Raw genomic sequence first — 16,687 nt, 5'->3', positions numbered from 1 at the left:
AACCTTGGGTAGCATTGAAGCCTATCAACGCCGACCACCGCCGCTTCCGCCGGCCTGACCGGCATTGCCACCCGTGGCCTGTCCGCGCCGCGCCCGGCGGAGCAGGCGCTCGCAGCGCGGGTCGTCCCCAATGCCGGTGTGGATGCTGGGCAGCGCCGCGAGCACACCGGCCAGACCGCCGCTTGTGCCCTCCGCTGTGGCGGGCGCTGCGCTCGGCGCCTTCAGGGTACCGCTGATCAGCAGTGGCACCGGTAGCACGCCGAGGGTCAGCCGTTTCGACTCCGTCCACAGTCGGATCTCCACGCGCTCGCGCCGCAGATCCACGACGCCCTGCCCCTCGGTCACCATGTCCTCGGTCTCGAGCAGCAAAGCGCGGGTGGACAGGGCGCCGCGGCGCATCGCCATGTCGGCGATGAAGCACTCGACGCGCGCGCGCGACCCGCCGCCAAGCGAGGTCAGCAAGGCGCTGCCGAGCCGCAGGCCCGCCAGGTCCACCAGGAGCTTGCTGAGGTCGCCACCCGCCATGGAGAGCGTCAGGCCGCCATCCCCATGTCCCAGGATATCCGCGATCGACTTGCCCACGCCTTCGACCCGCGCGGTCCCGCTCAGCGCCCCTGCGCCGCGATAGCTGCCGGTTGCCTGCATCAGGCGGGCAAGGTCCAGCCGCTCGAACCGGATCTCCGCCTGCGCCTGCACCGCGTCGCCCTCCCCAGGGGCCAGCAGGACATCACCCAGGATCCGCCCTCGGCCGACCCCGAAGCTCAGCGGCCGCAGTGCGACCGTGCCGTCCACCACATCCATGCGCAGGGCAAGGTCGTCGAGCGGCATGGACCGACCCTGGATCCGCTCGGCGCGGTAGAGGAGGTGCGCGTCGACCTGTCTGAGCTTCGGCAGGTTGAGCGGCGTGTCGGGCAACAGGTGGGGGCTGGCCCTTGCCTCATCGCGCACCTGCGCCGCGCGTTCCTGCTGCTGCGGGGTCTGGCCCGGCGTCCCGGGCGGGCCCGGCTCACCGCCAAGGAGGCCCGCGATGTCGCGGAGGTCGACGCTGCGTGAGTGCAGCTCAGCCGTTAGCTCCGGCCGCTCGGGACCTTGAATGACGGTGAACGTGCCCTCGACATCGCTCTGCCCCACACGCCCGGCCACGTCAGTGAAGTGGAAACGTCCTTCCGTGTAATCCAGCTTTCCGCCGAGCTCATAGGGCGGTGTGGTCGGAAGCGGAATACCGATCAGCGGCTCGAGCAGCGCCATGTCCGGGCCGGCGAGCAGGAGGCCAAGGGCAGCGGCCCGCGGGTTCAGCGGGTTCTGGATCGAACCCTTGACCGAGGCCCGCGTCGAACCGTTGGTCAGGTGCATCTCGACAGGCCAGACGCTGGACGGATCACGCAGGCTCGGAAAACCGCCAGCCAGGAAGGTGGCGGCCACGGGTTGGTCGGCATAGCTGCCGCTCGCCTCGGCCCTGAGCGCCTCCTGTCCCGATCCGGCCCCGTCTCTGGTCGAGAGGGCAAGTTCGAAGTCAGCGCGAAGCCCCGCAAGCGAAACCCGCGCGCGCCCATCCGGGATGCGGATGACGCCGATCTTCGGGCCGGCCGCGTCGCCGGCCAGGTCGGCACCGAACCCGTAGTTGTTCTGTCCGCTCGCCACCGAGATGACGCTGGCCACAGGCCGCTCCAGCTCGATTGAGGGAATGACGATCTCTCGCCGACGCAGGTAGGCCCCGGCCTCCAGCTGCAGCGTGAGCCGGGGGGATGCGCAGGAAGGGCGCTTCCCCGGACAGGAAGTCCCCGGGGTTGCCGATCACGACGTCCTCCGCGGTGATCACCAGGGGGCTGCCCGGGCGCAGCTGTAGTCGCCCGACCTCCACCGGGCGCCCGAGGGCCTTTGACACTTGTCGCGCGGCGAGCGGCCCGAGCCAGAGCGGGGAGGAGAGTACGGCAGCGGCAAGGAAGCCGGCCATGGCAAGGCCAGCCCAGAGCAGCCACCGCAAGATGCGCCATCGAGCCATGCCGTCAGCCCTACCGGGCCAGCCGCGGCGGGGTGCCGGGGGCCGTTCGGGAAGGAAGCGCACCGGGCATGTTCGGGTTCGGCCGCAGCGTTGGGGGTGTTTTCGGCTGTTTTCGGTGACCGCTTGGCCTGCTCCTCCGCTGCCTTCGCCCGTCTGCGCTTGGCGAGGCGAACCTATACCCATGTTGGCTCAACGAAGGAGATCGACCTCTGACTGGCGCACCAGCACCCAACCCAGGAGGTAGAACCGCGCGTCCGGGACGCTATAGAATGCCCGCTGGGCTCTGCCTTGGGAGGGAGAGGTGACGATCGACATCGACAGGCTGAGCGAGCCAGACCTCATCGACCTCAACCACAGGATCGTCGAGAGGCTTCGGCTCCTGCAGCAGATGCGTGCCCACAAGCAGATGCTCGAGTTTAGGATCGGTGACCGGGTCGCGTTCCAGGTGGACGGACGCGGCAAGGTCGAGGGCATGCTGACGCGCTACAACAGGAAGTCGGTCACGGTGATCACCGACGATGGCCACCATTGGAACGTCGCGCCGGCTCTTCTGTCCAGGGCAGCCGCATCGGCCGCGGCAAAGCCACCGGCCAGCTCGAACGTGATCTCGTTGAAGTAGCCACACCAGCCGCCGGCCTGTCACTCGACGGCTGCTTCCTCCGGCGTGTCCAGGCCGAGATCCCGCCGCAGGTGGGCGAAGCGGGCCGGGTCCATGGCCCGGCGATCCAGCATCAGCTGCCGCAGCGCTGCCAGTCCCGCCTCCGTGAACATGGCCCGGGGTCCCATTCGCCCCGGCCGGAACTCGACCAGGCCACGCTCCAGCATGCTCTGCACAGCCGGCGGCACCTTCGGCTTGCCCTTCTGCGGCCCGCCGCGCCAGGTGCGCAGGAACAGACCCTCGGCCAGGCTGGGGTACTGGCCGAAGTGTATGCCCATCTCCCGCCGGATCAGGTCGCGCTCCGGCGCGGTGAAAGGGCAGGGAGGATGGTCCGCTCGGCTGCTCATCGGGCGATGCTACCACGCGGAGGAGATTCGCGTACGGACCGTCCAAGGCGGCATGACCAGTGACCTCGACTGTGGCCAGCCTGCTTGCCCGGGCCGAGCGGCTGGGCACACCTAGAGCAGGGGACTGGAGTGACCCGCTCACCCTGCCCACCACGCTCCCGGCATCCGTTCGGTCAGCGGGGCCGCACGTAGACCACCTGGGCGTCCTCGCCGCCGCCGGTCATCCAGGCCTCGCGGCCGGCCCCGGCGGGTGCGGGTGTCAGGTACTCCACCTGCGACCCGTCGCCCTGGTTGCTGCCGAAGCGGGCGAGCCGCCCGGCCTGCCCCAGGCCCGCCCCGCCGCCACCGGCGCCGGGCTGGCTGTACTGGATGGTCATGTTGTCGCCGCCGCCGGTGATCGTGGCGCCGAGGCCGCCGCCCACGATATTGCCGCCGCCGCTGGACGGGGCCTGGGCCTGGGCGGCGCCAGCCGCCAAGCCAGTCGCCAACAGGGCTGCAAGCGCGATGCGTGTCATGTCCCATCTCCTGAAAGGTCGGACCGAGACCGTGTCTGGTCGGCCGCTGCAGACCTTCTACGCGCCGCGTGTGCCACCTGGATTTCGGCGCATCCGCAAAGGCGTTTCGCGGCCTGCCGGTCCGGTGAAAAGGCGGCCAGTGACGGCATTGCTCGGCTATGCCCGGGTGTCCGCGGCCGACCAGGATCTCGAGCCCCAGCTCCGGGCACTGCGGGAGAACCGCTGCGCAACCTTACGGGGCTGTGGGAGCGCTACTCCGCCCTCCGCCTCCGATGGCCGTCGTAGCGGCGTCAACTCCCGCCTCCTCCGACAGCGGCAGCCGTACCACCAGGGTCGCCCCACCACCCGGCGTCGTCTCCGCCCGGATCGACCCGCCATGTGCGGCCGCCACCGCACGGCACAGCGCCAGTCCCACCCCGGTGCCCACGCCTTCCGCCTTGGTGGTGAAGAACGGGGCGAAGACGCGCTCGCGCAGATCCTCCGGGATGCCCGGGCCGTTGTCCGCCACGCGCAGCTCCAGCGCGCCCGCCAGATGCACCGCGGTCAGCGCGAGCCGCCGCGGCGGGGGCGCGTCCGCCAGCGCGGCCTGCGCGTTGCCGACCAGGTTCGCCACCAGGTGTGCGACTTGGTCCGGGTCGCCGCGCAGCCGCGGCAGGTCCTGCGGCACCCGCTGCTCCAGCACGATGCCTGCCGCCCGCAGTCCGTAGCCGGCCAGGTCGAGCCCGGTCTCCACCGCCTGCGCCAAGTCCACCTCCTCGCGGCGGTGGGCGCGGCGCCGGGCGCTGGCCACCAGGCTGGCGACGATGCGGCCGCAGCGCTGCGCCGCCTCGCGCACCTTCTCCGCCCGGGCGGCCAGCGCCGTGCCCCCGGCCTCCTCCGCCAGCAGCAGCGCCTGTGCCGCCACCACGGCCAGCGGGTTGTTGATCTCGTGCGCCACGCCGGCCAGCAGCGAGGCGGTTGCCTCGAACTGCTCCGCCCGCCGCAGTGCGTCGCGCTGCGCCCGCCTTGCGTTCTCGGCCTCGTGGCGGGCCGTGACGTCGGTGTAGGTCAGGATGACGGTGCCATCGTGCAGGCGCCGGCGGCGGATCTCCAGCCATCGCCCATCCGGGCCCAGTTCCTCCTCGACCCAATCGCCGCCGTCGAGAATGCGCGCGACGCGTTCGGCCACGAGCGTCTCGACAGGCCGGTTGGGTGCCTCGGAGGTGTGGCGCAGTGCGCGAGTGAACCGTTCGCGCACCAGAGCCTGCAGCGGCGTGCCTGGGCAGCCGAGCTCCTCCGGTAATTCGTAGAGGTCGAGGAAGCCGCGATTGCACAGCACCAGGCGGCCGGCGCCGTCGAGGATACTCACCCCCTCGGCGATGCTGGTGAGGATTGTCTCCAGTTGCGCCGTGCGCTGGGCCAGCTCCTCCTCGCGCTGGCGCAGCTCGGTCGCGTCCCGCATGAATAGCAGCACGCCCTCCACCACCCCATCGGCGGCGCGCTTCGGCGTGAAGACCCAGTTGATGTACTTCCGCCCGTTCAGCCGGTAGTCCATCCAGCCTTCGCGCGTCACCGTCCGGCCGGCTTGCGCGGCAAGCACGAAGGGCGTGAGCGCCCCGCTCACCTCGGGGCCCACCAGTTCCTCGCTGGTCAGGCCGAGGATCTCCTCCGGCCGCCTGCGGGCGAAGTCGCAGAACTCGCGGTTGACGTAGCGGTAGCGACGGTCGAGGTCGGTCAGGCAAACGCGCGCCGGGACCGCGTCCAGCATCTCCTCGAGCTGGCGGTTGCGCTGGCCCAGTTCCTCCTCGCGCCGGCGCTGCTCAGTGAGGTCGCGCAGCAGCACGAAATAGCCATCCATCCGGCCGTCAGCGCGGAACACCGGGGCGAAGACGCTGTCCACGTAGCGGCGCCCGGCGGTCGGATAAGTGCGCCAGCCCTGGAACCGTGCCATGCGCCCCTGCCGGACCTCGGCGATGTAGGGCCTGGTTCGCAGCGCGGTCTGGCGACCCAGCACCTGCGTCACGGTGCGCCCGATGACCTCCTCGGGGCACAGGCCGGTGAAGCTGTAGAACTCGCGGTTGGCGAAGCGGTATCGGCGCCCGCTGTCGAGATAGGTGACGCGCATGGGTGCCGCGTCCAGGATGCTACGGAGGACCTCGGAGTCGCGGAACGGCAGCACCGGGTCGGCGGCGGATACCGGCCCTCCCGGCTGATCGGTTCTACGGTTTCGGGTCGCAGGCATGGCCCGTCCCTCCGCAATGTCTGGATAGCCTCTGGCCGCTCCGGCACTACTCCGGCACTACCCTGATCTCCCGGCGGCGAACGTCGGAGGCGCGGTCCTCGACCGAGCGGCCATGCCGCAACACGCCGGCCACTCGCGCGACACCTCGCGCGCTGCCCACCTGCCGTAGCCGGCCCGCGCCGGGCCATGGCACAACATTCAGCTTTGATGGGGTTTCAGGTTTTGTCCAATCGCCACTCCGCGGTCTGGCGCACCAGGCCACCGAGCATCAGTACGTCGAAGCCATGCACCAGCAGGCGATGGCCGCGGTCCAGCAGCATGCGGGTCTGCTCGCGCGTCAGCGCGGCGGCGCCGATCGGGATGCCGGCGTCCAGGATCGCCCGCTCCAGATGCGCGAAAGCGTCGCGGAACTCGGGTGCATCGAAGCGCCCGGAGACGCCGAGTTCGGTGGTGAGATCGAACTGGGCAATGATCATGCCGTCCACGCCCTCCACCCGGCAGATCGCCTCGATGTTCTCCACCGCGGCACGGGTCTCGATCAGCAGAACGCAAACAGACTCGTCACCACGTTGCGGCAGGTACTCCAACAGGCCGACGCCCCAGCGGGCATGTGCCACGAAGGGCCCCCAGCCGCGGCGGCCGTCCGGCGGGTAGCGCAGCAGGGAGACGCACTCGGCCGCGTCTTCCGCCGTGCGAATTTGTGGGAAGACGATGCCCTCCGCGCCGAGGTCAAGCGCGGGCTTCACCCAGGCCTCGTCGCGTCGGGGTACGCGCACCAGGGGGGGGCACATCGCGTCCCGGCAGTCGCGGCGATCATGGCGTGCAGGCTCTCCGGCCCGACCGCGCCGTGCTCCTGGTCGATGACGACGAAGTCGGCGCCGGCCGCGGCCATGGCCTGCACGGAGACCGCCGAGGGAATGGTGGCGACGTAGCCAGCGAGGGTTTCGCCGGTCCGTAGCCGCTGCTTCATGCCAGGAATGGTCATGGGCACGCACTCCCGTGCCGGGCGGCAGCCGGGCTGGTGCTGGTGGCGCGCCGGACGGAGCCAAGCCTAAAGCCCTGCTGGGCTACACAAAAGACATTATAGCTATTCCGCGGCCAGCTGGGACCTCAGCGCCTTCGGATAGCTGCGCCAAGTACCACCCAGGTACGACGGCGGGCGCTCGGAACATGGGCCGGCTATCTTATGCATTGGGCCGCTCAAAGCCGTCCGCTAATCCGGCTTTGCGGACGGAATCGGCCCGTGCCAGCCTGCCGGGCATGCCCGATGCCACGCCAGAGCCGCCCAGCCACCCCAACGGGGGAGGGAGGCGGCCGCGCCGCTCACCCTGCACACCCAGCTCTTCGGCAAGCTGCTGGTCCCCAGTGGCGCCAGCCGGGCCGAAGAGCTGCAGGCGCTCGCGGTCCGCGCTGCGGTCTATGCCAGCAAGGCGCGCGGCGAGGGCACGCTGCGGGCCTACCGCTCGGATTGGCGCGGTTATGCGGCCTGGTGCCACAGCCTCGGCCGCGAGCCGCTGGCCGGCGATCCCGACACCCTGGCGATGTACGTGGTCAAGCGCGCCGATGCCGGGCTCAGCCTGGCCAGCCTACGGGTGCATCTCGCCGCCATCCAGGCGGCGCACCGCCTGGCCGGCCTTGCCCTCGACCTGAAGGACCCCCGCCTGGCCATGGTGCTGGAGGGCGTCGCCCGGACCAACGGCACCCGGCCGGGCAAGCGCGCCGCTGCCGCCGCGCCCGACGCGCTGCGGCGAATGCTGGCGGCCCGGCCCGGGGCTGACACGACACTCGGTGCCCGCGACCGCGCCATGCTGCTGGTGGGCTTTGGCCCAGCGCTGCGCGGGGCCGAACTGGCCGCGCTGTGCCTCGGCGACATCAGCTTCAAGCAGGGCAGCGGGCTGACCGTGCTGGTGCGGCGCTCCAAAACTGATCCGCGCGCCGCCGGGCAGGAGGTGGCGGTCTGGGCCAACCCGGTCGAGCCGGATTTCTGTGTGCAGACGGCGCTCGAGGCCTGGCTGGGCTTCCGGCGGCGGGCCGGGCTAACCACCGCCGCCGGCGAGGCCGGGGCGGGGCTCGCCGACCTGATGCGGCAGACCCGGCACCGCTCGACCGACGTGGCGCTGGGCTGCCTGCGCCCCACCGACCTATGGCGCAACAATGTCACCGAGCGGGTGTTCCGGGCGGCCAGGAAGGACAGCGACTGAACGGCGCTGGCGCTGCGACCGCCTCATAGAAGTCGATGCAACATGGCCTTTGGCTGCAATATCCTATAAGTTGTTATAAAGCTGCCATTTCAACTATAGGGCGCCATGTTCCCGAAGCTGGTACTGACCTCAGACGCTGGTGCCAAGTCGCTCCCGCGCGTTCCCCTCGCCTCGGCTGGTCGCAATGAGGCTTGGCTGCGCGATTTCCTACTGCGCCATCCCGAGGTTCTGCCCGCGGCGGAGATCGACCTCGCTTTTGCCGACCCGATCCCGCTCTGCCGCGAGATGGCAACGCCTGCCGGGCCAATCGACGCCGTATTCGTCAACAGACATGGGGCGCTGACCGTCGTCGAGTGCAAGCTCTGGCGTAACCCGCAAGCGCGGCGCGAAGTGGTGGGCCAGATTCTTGATTACGCCAAGGAGCTGGCGCGGTGGCGGTATGAGGATCTTCAGCGTGAGGTATCACGGTCGCTCCGTCAGCCCGGCAATACCCTCTTCCGTCTTGTTGCAGATCGCCACCCTGGTACGGACGAAGCCACCTTCGTCGACGCGGTAGGCCGTAACCTTCGCTCCGGCCGCTTCCTGCTGCTGGTTGCAGGTGATGGTATCCGCGAGGGCACCGAAGCCATCGTGCAGTTCATGCAGGAGCACTCCGGCATGCGCTTCACCTTTGGGCTGGTGGAGATGGCCGGCTACGAGATGCCGGACGGGCAACTGCTCGTGCAGCCGCGGGTTCTCGCCCGCACCATTGCCTTGGAACGCACCGTGCTGAGGTTCACGGAACCGGCGGGTAATCTCTCGGCCGGTGACGGCCTGGCACCCGAGAGCGTAGAGACGGACGGCGATACCGATGATACGCCACCGGCGCTGCGCCGAAGGGATCCGGCATTGATAGAGGCCGATCGCCGCTTTTGGGACCGCTTCGGGCAGGTCCTAAAACTTGACGATCCCTCCCAGCCGCCACCGCGGCGCAGGGGCGTCGGACATATCCGCTACGACCTTGGCGCACCGGAAGCCCGGATCGTAGCGTATCGGGCACGTTCGGCCGGTCTCATCGGCACCTACATTGTGTTCCGGGGTGAGGCCGGCGCTCGCCTTTTCGCCGCGCTGGAATCGGAGCGTCTGGAACTCGACGCAGAGCTGCGGGCAGCCTCGCCGGAGGGCGAATTAGAGTGGGGTGAGGACGATACCACAAAGTGGGTTGCTATGCGCTTGCGCGAGCCAAGCCCATGGACTGCCGAGGACGACACCCGCCACATCAGTTGGCTGGCGGCCGTGGGCAATGCCTTCGTCAATGCATTCCGACCACGGGTCCAGCGGCTCGCGGCCGTCATGCATGGGGCATGATTCGGCATCTGACCGTGGCGACAAGCAAGCCGAAGTTAGTTGTGTTTGCCGATGACTGGGGCCGACATCCCTCGAGCGCCCAGCACCTCGCGCGCAGCTTGCGGCGGCGCTACCGGATCGACTGGGTCAACATCACCGGAACCCGCAGGCCCGGCCCGCTGCTGGCCGATTTCCGCCGCGGCATCGAGAAGCTTCGGCATTGGATATGGCCAGCACTGCGCGACGGTGGCCCATGCGCCACGGGCGGGGGGGATGGACGCCGGCCTATGCGTCCACTCGCCGATCCACTGGCCCGGTTTCGGGAGCCGGCTCGAACGCCTCGCCAATGCCAATCTGCTGGACGTTGCGCTGAGGCCGCTGCTGACTGCCGAACCCGCTGTGGTGATCACGACGCATCCGCTGGTCGCCGATCTTGTCAGCAGGTATCCCAGCCTGAACTGGGCCTATTACATCGTCGACGACCTGTCGGTCTGGCCTGGGCTCGATGGCGAGACGTTGCGCCGGATGGAGGCCAGGATGCTGCCGGTGATGCGGACGGTGGTCGCCGCGTCCGAGGTGCTGCAGCGCCGTATTCAGGCGGAAGGCCGCACAGCCCAGTTGCTGACGCACGGCGTCGATCTCGGCCTTTGGGCTGACATTGCCCGCGGCCCGCTCTGCGGCCCTGGACGGCGGCCTGTAGCGCTCTACTGGGGCCATGCCGATGCGCGGCTCGATGTCGAGATCTGCCTGGCCGTGGCGGAGCGATGCGACCTGCATATGGTCGGGCCACGCAGGGGCGTGGATGCGCGCCTGTTCGGTCACCCGGGCATCCTATGGCGGAACCCAGTGCCCTATGGGGCGCTGCCCAGGGTTGCCGCAGCCGCGGATGTGCTGGTCATGCCCTATGCAAGGCTGCCGGTGACCGAGGCGATGCAGCCGCTCAAGCTAAAGGAGTATCTCGCCACACCGCTTCCGGTGATTTCCACCCGATTGCCAAGCACCGGGCCCTGGGCGGACGCGCTCGACCTTGCGGATGATCCTGCCACCTTTGCCAGTCTCTGTGTGCGCCGCGCCGGCCAGAAGCTGCTCCCGAGCCAGGCGCTGGCCCGCAAGCGGCTGGTGGCCGAAGGGTGGGACGAGAAGGCTCAGGTATTCGAGTCCATGCTGGGGCTGCGCGCCCCCACCCCGAGGGTTCCATGGCTGTCACGGTCCTCCATACCCGTATCGTGACGGGAACAGGCGGCGGGCCTGAAAAGACCATCATCGCCTCGCCCGCCTTCCTCGCCGGTACGCGCTACCGCGAGATCGCCTGCTTCCTGCACCCCCTGGAGATCCGGGTTTCGAGGTGCTGCGGCAGAGGGCGGCGGCCAAGGATTGCCCGATCCTGGATGTCGCCGAATCCTTCGCGCTCGATCCACGCAGCCTGATGCGCCTGGCCGAACTTTGCCGGCGGCACGATGTGCGGATCTGGCACGGGCACGACTACAAGACGAATCTGTTCGGGGTGCTGCTGCAACCCTTTCTCGGCTTCCGCCTCGTCAGCACCGTGCATGGCTGGGTCTCACAGGAAGGACGGTTGCCGCTCTATTACGGCGTCGACCGCTGGGCGCTGCGGCGGCACGAGCGGGTGATCGCGGTTTCCCAGGACCTGCTCGACCTGTGCCGGGCCGCGAAGATCCCGGAGCGCGTGCTGCATCTGGTCGAGAATGCTATCGACACGGAGGATTTCCGCCGTCGTGGTCCCGCCGCTGCCTCGTCGCGACGTGCCGGCATGCCACCGGGGCGGCTCGTGGTCGGCGCGGTCGGCCGTCTGTCGCAGGAAAAGGGGTTCGATTTGCTGGTCGAGGCCGCTGGCGCCCTCCTATCGGAGGGGATCGACTTCGAACTCTGGATTGCGGGCGAGGGGAGCGAACGGGACCGTCTGGCGGAACTCGCTGAGCGCACCGGCCAGGCCGAGCGCATCCGGTTGCTCGGATTCCAGAGCGACCTGAAAAGCCTGTTTGAAGCCTTTGACATATTCTGTCTGTCGAGCCGGCGGGAAGGGCTACCCAATGTCCTGCTGGAAGCCATGGCGATGGAGGTGCCGGCCATCGCCACGCGCGCTGGTGGTGTCGAGGCCTTCACCGCCGGGCGGGACGATATACTGACGGTGCCGGTGGAGGATGGCGAGGCTCTCGCGGAAGGACTGCGGAGCCTGCTGCAGACCCCCGCCCTGCGTCACAGCCTGGCCACGTCCGCGCGCAAGCGAGTGGAACAGGAATGCGGGTTCCAGGCGAGGATGCGGAAAATGGCCTCGATCTATGATGAGATCCATTGAGGGATGGACATGGCACTTCCGCCCTGCCCCTCGCGGGCGGCGTATGGTGCATCGGCCAGCGCAGTGTCTCGAACTGGTTGGTGTTGCAGCAGAACTGCGCTGCTGGCCCGTCGCCCCGGATCGGGAGCAGGGGCGAGAGGGGCTCCAACGGCGTGCCTCCGCAGCCGTAATCGCCGCATCCACTCGGCCGGGCGGCGACACCGCCGCTCGTGCCGGAATCGTTGGACACCTTGGGCAGGCCGGCATCCGGACATTCCTACCACTCTTCCCGGCTACGTGGCCGCGGCCGGAGGAATGATAGGAAAGGTAGAATTCGCAGCGCGCAGTCGCAGGCAAGTCCAGGGGACCTCATCGGTCGTCTACCCATTGCCAATGCGACCGGCGCTGGCCCCGCCAGCCTTGCCTTGCCGGCTGGCGGGGCCAGCAGCCCATGCATCCTGGGCACCCTTAAACCCCGGGCAGGCGTTCCCAGGCGGTGGGAGTTTGTCCTGCCACCAGACTGGCCGAGGCGTCACAAGCCCAAGGCCAGTAGAGCTCCGGCCACCTCGCTCGGGTCAGCACGTCTGAGAACTGCCCGCGCGACGCGCGCCGCCGAGCGATCGGTCGTGGCCTCTGCCTGGGCGAGGAGTGCCACCGCAACAACCAGCGGCGGCACGCCGAGGGTACGCGCCAGCTCCACGACTTCCGCGATGCCTGCCGCCTGTCGGAGCGCGTCAGCGAGGCCCGGCGCCAAGTCGTCCAGTATGCCAAGGCGCAGGGACTCAGGATTCTGTGCCCAGTCGATCCTACCCCGCGCAGAGGCGAGGCCTGCCGCGGTCCCGGCTCCAGGCGTGGGTCCGTTCGTGGTCGGCGGCTTCTGCCGGCGGAGGAAGGTCGGGATGTCCAGGGAGCATTCGTCCGATGGCGACATAGGTTCCAGGACCCGGAGCTGGTACTTCGGCGGTACCAGCCGGGGCAAAACCGAGTCGTGGGTCCTTGCCCGGAACAAACCACGGGATGCCCCTGAGATGGGAGTGGTGGGCGCGGTTGCGCAGGCCGCCATGACGGAAGGCGCCATAAGTGGAACCTTACGCTGCGCCGGGACGCCAGCCCGGGCTGCCCCTTCCTCATCCACCAGCACCAGGCTGGTGAGGTGGCAGCACAGGCCCTCGGCCTCGGCCAGCGCTGCTGCCGTGGCCTCGGGGAGGCGCGGTAGGACCAGCGCGGCGGCGACCGCGCCCACCGCCCGCGGCAGCAGGTCATCCGCGCCCGTCGCCGCGACGGGCTCAGTCTGAGGCGCACCAAGCCTGGCCGCGACGTGCATGCCCCCGATCAGCGCCTCCGCCTTGGTGGGCCGCTCGTCAGCTACCGGGGCAGGACGGTGTGGACAGCGCAGTGCCGCGAGGGCGAGGCGCACCGCCGCGGCCACGTCGCCCCCTCCGGCGACGAAGATCTGCCCACCCGTGAGCGCCGCGAGATGGCCGACATTGGCCTCAAGGCTATCCTCGCCGATCAGCACCACGGTGAACCGCCGCCCGCTCCGCGCCACCGCCTGCACGTCGAGCGCCCAGGTCTGGCCATCGGTGATGAGCACCACATCCTGGGTGACCTCGGCCGCAAGCACGGCTGCGATTGCCGCCCCTGTCTCGGTGCCGCCGCGCGGGGCACCGAGCGCCGCGACAGCTGCCGGGAAGTCGCCCCCTCGACGTGGTCGGACCGGGTTCACCGCATCGTCGAACTCCCAGAGATGCACGCGGTCCGTCGGGCGCAGTGCCGCGGCGGCAGTTCGCAGCCCCGCCACCACCGCCGCGTGCTTCGTCAGGGCGCCCTGCGCGCCCTGCCCGGCGGGGGAGCCCATTGAGGCGCTGCGGTCCACCAGCACCACCGCATCGATCGCGGTCTCGCCTACCGGGGCCGGCGCAATGCGGAGCGCGACGCCATGGCCGTCCGCGGTCAGCCCGTGCAGCTCGCGCGGCGCCCAGCCGGAGACGCATAGGTCGATCGGCCGATCGAGGCGCAGCCGCACCCGGCCATCCGCCAGGGCCGGGCCGCCCGCCAGCGACGCCTCGCCCTCGGCGCAGCGGACCTCCAGCTCGGCCTCGTGCACCACCGCCGCATCGGTGGCCAGGTCGTCGCTGTCCGCCAGCGGCGGCCGCCCGTAGAGGTCACCCACCGTGGTTGGGATGCGCAGTATGGCCGCCCCGTGCCCGTCGGCAGTTGCACTGAGAGGCATCGCCCAATCCGAGGCCACCGTGACCTCCGCGCCTGGCGGCACGTGGGCAACGGAGAGCATGTGCACCCCACGCAGCGCCTCCTCGTGGAGCACAGTGGTCTTGCCGCGGTCGATGGCGTCCTCATAGGCCTCCCGGGCTTGCTCACGCCGGCGCGCGGTGGCGCGCAGGGCGCGGCCGCCCACACAGGCGGAGAGCCCGAACAGGGTCGCGTGCACGGGTACGGGGAAGGTGAGGGTGGCCTCGATGGAGACGTCCTCGGCATTGCGGAAGACCCGCTCGGTCCGCACGACCGCGAGGCCACCCGCCACCAGAATCTGGATGCGTGTGGCCGCAAGCGGGATAGGCCTGCCGCTGCCGGTATGGACGGCGCCATCCCGGAAGCGCCCCAGCGGGTCGCGCTCAGCGTTCATCGGCGGGGCCATGGTCTGGAACGGCGTCGGGGCCATGTTGGGACGTCTCCGTGAGGATGTCGGCGAGGAGTTCCGCGACGCGCTCGGCGAGCGCGCGCGAATCGGTCCGGGGTCCGACGCCGGCGAGCAGGGCAGGGTCGATGCTGAGCGCCAGACCGGGCACGATCGGCAAGGTGATTGGGCCGCCCCGACCCTCACGGATCAGGCGGATGGCGGCGGGCTTGAAGCCAAGGGCGCGCAGGCGCTGGTAGGCGCGGATGGCGGCAAGGTGGGCCGCACCATAGGAGGCGTTGGCGCGTCCGCCCTCGGGCGGGGGCATCAGTCCCTCGGCGACGAGGTAGCGCACTTGCCGCGGGGTTTCGCCGGTAAGGGCTGTGAGTTCGTGGATATTCACTGGGCAGACCTTTCGACAAGATTTTTGTCGAAAAGCGTGCCCTCGCGCAAGACATTTCGAAGGTGAAATTCTCGAAAGCGGACGACAGCCGATAGCGGGCGGCTATCGCGGAGGAGGCAGGTCGCAGCGGACCGACCGCCCCCGGTACGGGCTACGGTATGGCGCCGCCGCCCGGAGCCCGGCGCTACCAGACCGCCCTGAGCGCCTTGAACAACTTATCCAAAATGCCGTTTCGAATGTGACATGTATGTACAATGGGCTGGGTAGGGAGCCAGCACGGTGCTCGTGGGCTACGCCCGAGGTAGACATCATGAGCCTTGATTTCCTCGCCGAGGGCCAGCCCCTGTGCCGTTGACAGGAAGCTAAGATAGCGGAGGCTACTCGGCGTGCGGAGACCACACAGGAAGCCCAGCGGGCATTCCTGGCCTTGCCCTAGTGGCGGCGGATCATCGCCAAGTCGGAGTAGGAGAGGGACCATTGCCGGCTCGAGATCGTTGAGATCAGTACCGGATCCGGTACTGGCGGGCAGGCACGCCGGGGGAAAGGATCGTGGATGCTCCAGGCAATCGCGAAGAAAAAGATTAACCGCTTCTTGGAGCGCCTGCCCGAGGACATCGTCACCGACGCGGTGTTCGGCGGACTGCGTTATCTCGTGCCCAGGGAGGCCGGCTTGGTCCTGGAATGGCTGTTTCCTGCCCCCGGCTTCGAGCAGGATGCCTTGCACGGCGCCGAGGTCCTCGACGCCGAGTTGTGGCCACCGAAGCGCGGCGGCCGCGAACCAGACGCCCTGATTCGGTGCCGGACCGCCAACGGCGTCCCGCTGGTAATCGTCGTCGAGGCCAAGTGGGGTGGCTACACGTTGGACGAGCGGCAGGCTCTGGACCAGTGGGAGCACTTCGTGCGGCCCGCGACCGAGATCGGTGAGGCGCTGCACGCGATTGTTGTCGACCGGAGAGAGGTTGCCGAGGCCAGGCTCGCCGGCGACGAAGACGAACTCCGCCACACGGGCCGAGAAGCCGAGGTCCGATCCTGGCGGGAGCGGCGGGACGTCATCCTCTGGCATGACGTCGCACGCCGGCTCCAGCGGCGGCCACTTGGCGTCGGCAGCGAACAGCTGCAACGCTGGGTGGAGGATGTTCTGTCCGTCTTCCGAGCGCTCGGCAGACACCCTTTTGAGGGCTTCCACCGCACCGCGTCCGCCGGTCCTGTCCGCACCCCCGTGATACCCCAGGTGTTCTACCGGCGCGCGCCGGGCAGGCGATCCGACTGGCTCGGGGTGCGCGTCGAGCCGGCGTGGGAGCCGGTGTTCTGGATGGCACGAAGCGAGGAGGCGTCGGGATGACGGACCGGGGGGAAAACCTGCTAAACGCCGCGCGGGTGATGGAGGCGTTCGGCTCAGAGATCGAGGCGTTTAAGGACGAACTGCAGAAAACCCTGCTGGGCCTCGGCGATGACGCCAGTGTGTCCTTTGGCGAAGAGGACAATGCGCCTGACGACGACGCCTACTACGACGCGAACGTCTGGGTTCTCCGGGGATGGCGCTGGACCTTCCCTGCCAAGGAGAGGCGCCACGGGCGGGGTGGGCGGCGGAATCTCGGAGCCCTCTCCGTCGTGGCCGACCTCGGACGGCTCGGATCGCCCACGGCGGCGCTCGGCTTCCCATGCCTGATCGTCGCCTGGTCGAAGCTGGGCGGCTGGGAGGAGGACCTCGACGAGATTACGCGCTTTTGGCCACGCTCCGACCAGCAGGAAGAACTGCGCGCGGAGCGGCTGTTCTGGTGGCTCAAGGACCCCTCGAACGGCGAAGATGAGGCCGATGCTGAGGAGAGGCGGGCGCGGCCCGCGCGGGACGCTTCGTGGTTCTATCTTGTGCCCATTATAGAGGTCTCAGGCCCGGCGAAACTGAAGTCTCTGGTGGTGGATCCAGTGCTCAAGCTGCTTGGCGGTAGCCGGGCAGAGGAGGCCTTCTCGGGTGCCGACGAGGTGCTGCGGTTCCGCTGGGAGGGCGGCGTGTCAGTGCCCTCGGACGGCTATGTGCCCAGCCCACCGTCCCTTCCTCCCGCCTGAGGGGGTCACGCCATAG

The 16,687-nt window shown here is 69.3% G+C and carries 15 protein-coding genes; 7 read left to right on the top strand and 8 right to left on the bottom strand.

Annotated elements, in window-relative coordinates; all coding sequences use genetic code 11:
* Window positions 1-24: 24 nt before the first annotated feature.
* Window positions 25-1,659 (bottom strand): AsmA family protein, encoded by a 1,635-nt coding sequence (locus KSF81_RS27625; RefSeq protein WP_217382078.1) that lies wholly within the window; start codon window positions 1,657-1,659, stop codon window positions 25-27.
* A 644-nt stretch (window positions 1,660-2,303) separates the two neighbouring features.
* On the opposite strand from KSF81_RS27625, the gene KSF81_RS27620 reads away from it, so the two are divergent.
* Entirely contained in the window at window positions 2,304-2,621 is a 318-nt protein-coding gene (locus tag KSF81_RS27620) for a hypothetical protein (protein WP_217382077.1), read from the top strand.
* 20 nt (window positions 2,622-2,641) lie between these two features.
* On the opposite strand, the gene KSF81_RS27615 is transcribed toward KSF81_RS27620, so the two are convergent.
* From KSF81_RS27615 to KSF81_RS27595, 5 genes are all read right to left on the bottom strand, one after another.
* Window positions 2,642-3,007, bottom strand: a complete 366-nt coding sequence (locus KSF81_RS27615) for a hypothetical protein (RefSeq protein ID WP_217382076.1) — start codon at window positions 3,005-3,007, stop codon at window positions 2,642-2,644.
* A gap of 173 nt (window positions 3,008-3,180) precedes the next feature.
* Complete coding sequence (locus KSF81_RS27610; protein ID WP_217382075.1) at window positions 3,181-3,522, bottom strand: hypothetical protein; 342 nt, start codon at window positions 3,520-3,522, stop codon at window positions 3,181-3,183.
* Between the two features lie 232 nt (window positions 3,523-3,754).
* Window positions 3,755-5,743 carry a PAS domain-containing protein gene (locus tag KSF81_RS27605; RefSeq protein WP_256444386.1) on the bottom strand — a complete coding sequence of 663 codons (1,989 nt, stop codon included), beginning with the start codon at window positions 5,741-5,743 and terminating at the stop codon, window positions 3,755-3,757.
* Between the two features lie 215 nt (window positions 5,744-5,958).
* A complete protein-coding gene (locus KSF81_RS27600) occupies window positions 5,959-6,489 on the bottom strand; it encodes an aldolase/citrate lyase family protein (RefSeq protein ID WP_309139775.1) in 531 nt (176 codons plus the stop codon).
* A complete protein-coding gene (locus KSF81_RS27595; RefSeq protein ID WP_217382072.1) occupies window positions 6,486-6,728 on the bottom strand; it encodes a hypothetical protein in 243 nt (80 codons plus the stop codon). Before KSF81_RS27595 ends, KSF81_RS27600 begins: the two co-directional genes overlap by 4 nt.
* A gap of 562 nt (window positions 6,729-7,290) precedes the next feature.
* On the opposite strand from KSF81_RS27595, the gene KSF81_RS27590 reads away from it, so the two are divergent.
* From KSF81_RS27590 to KSF81_RS27575, 4 genes are all read left to right on the top strand, one after another.
* A complete protein-coding gene (locus KSF81_RS27590) occupies window positions 7,291-7,944 on the top strand; it encodes a hypothetical protein (RefSeq protein ID WP_217382071.1) in 654 nt (217 codons plus the stop codon).
* Window positions 7,945-8,049: 105 nt separating this feature from the next.
* Entirely contained in the window at window positions 8,050-9,291 is a 1,242-nt protein-coding gene (locus KSF81_RS27585; RefSeq protein ID WP_217382070.1) for a hypothetical protein, read from the top strand.
* 252 nt (window positions 9,292-9,543) lie between these two features.
* On the top strand, window positions 9,544-10,500 hold the full coding sequence (locus KSF81_RS27580; protein ID WP_217382069.1) for a glycosyltransferase: 957 nt from the start codon (window positions 9,544-9,546) through the stop codon (window positions 10,498-10,500).
* A 115-nt stretch (window positions 10,501-10,615) separates the two neighbouring features.
* Window positions 10,616-11,587 (top strand): glycosyltransferase, encoded by a 972-nt coding sequence (locus KSF81_RS27575; protein ID WP_217382068.1) that lies wholly within the window; start codon window positions 10,616-10,618, stop codon window positions 11,585-11,587.
* A gap of 511 nt (window positions 11,588-12,098) precedes the next feature.
* On the opposite strand, the gene KSF81_RS27570 is transcribed toward KSF81_RS27575, so the two are convergent.
* Both KSF81_RS27570 and KSF81_RS27565 read right to left on the bottom strand, forming a co-directional pair.
* On the bottom strand, window positions 12,099-14,246 hold the full coding sequence (locus KSF81_RS27570) for a VIT domain-containing protein (protein WP_217382067.1): 2,148 nt from the start codon (window positions 14,244-14,246) through the stop codon (window positions 12,099-12,101).
* Window positions 14,200-14,604 carry a helix-turn-helix domain-containing protein gene (locus KSF81_RS27565; RefSeq protein ID WP_217382066.1) on the bottom strand — a complete coding sequence of 135 codons (405 nt, stop codon included), beginning with the start codon at window positions 14,602-14,604 and terminating at the stop codon, window positions 14,200-14,202. The genes KSF81_RS27570 and KSF81_RS27565 overlap by 47 nt, the downstream gene beginning before the upstream one ends.
* A gap of 553 nt (window positions 14,605-15,157) precedes the next feature.
* Here KSF81_RS27565 and KSF81_RS27560 point away from each other — a divergent pair.
* Window positions 15,158-15,946, top strand: a complete 789-nt coding sequence (locus KSF81_RS27560; protein WP_217382065.1) for a hypothetical protein — start codon at window positions 15,158-15,160, stop codon at window positions 15,944-15,946.
* Window positions 15,943-16,671 carry a hypothetical protein gene (locus KSF81_RS27555; protein ID WP_217382064.1) on the top strand — a complete coding sequence of 243 codons (729 nt, stop codon included), beginning with the start codon at window positions 15,943-15,945 and terminating at the stop codon, window positions 16,669-16,671. The genes KSF81_RS27560 and KSF81_RS27555 overlap by 4 nt, the downstream gene beginning before the upstream one ends.
* The last annotated feature ends 16 nt before the right edge of the window (window positions 16,672-16,687 follow it).

The organism is Siccirubricoccus sp. G192, from assembly GCF_019084075.1.
Lineage (GTDB): Bacteria > Pseudomonadota > Alphaproteobacteria > Acetobacterales > Acetobacteraceae > G192.
The sequence above is the reverse complement of the archived record's forward strand: the minus strand, read 5'-3'. Positions and strand labels throughout refer to the sequence as shown.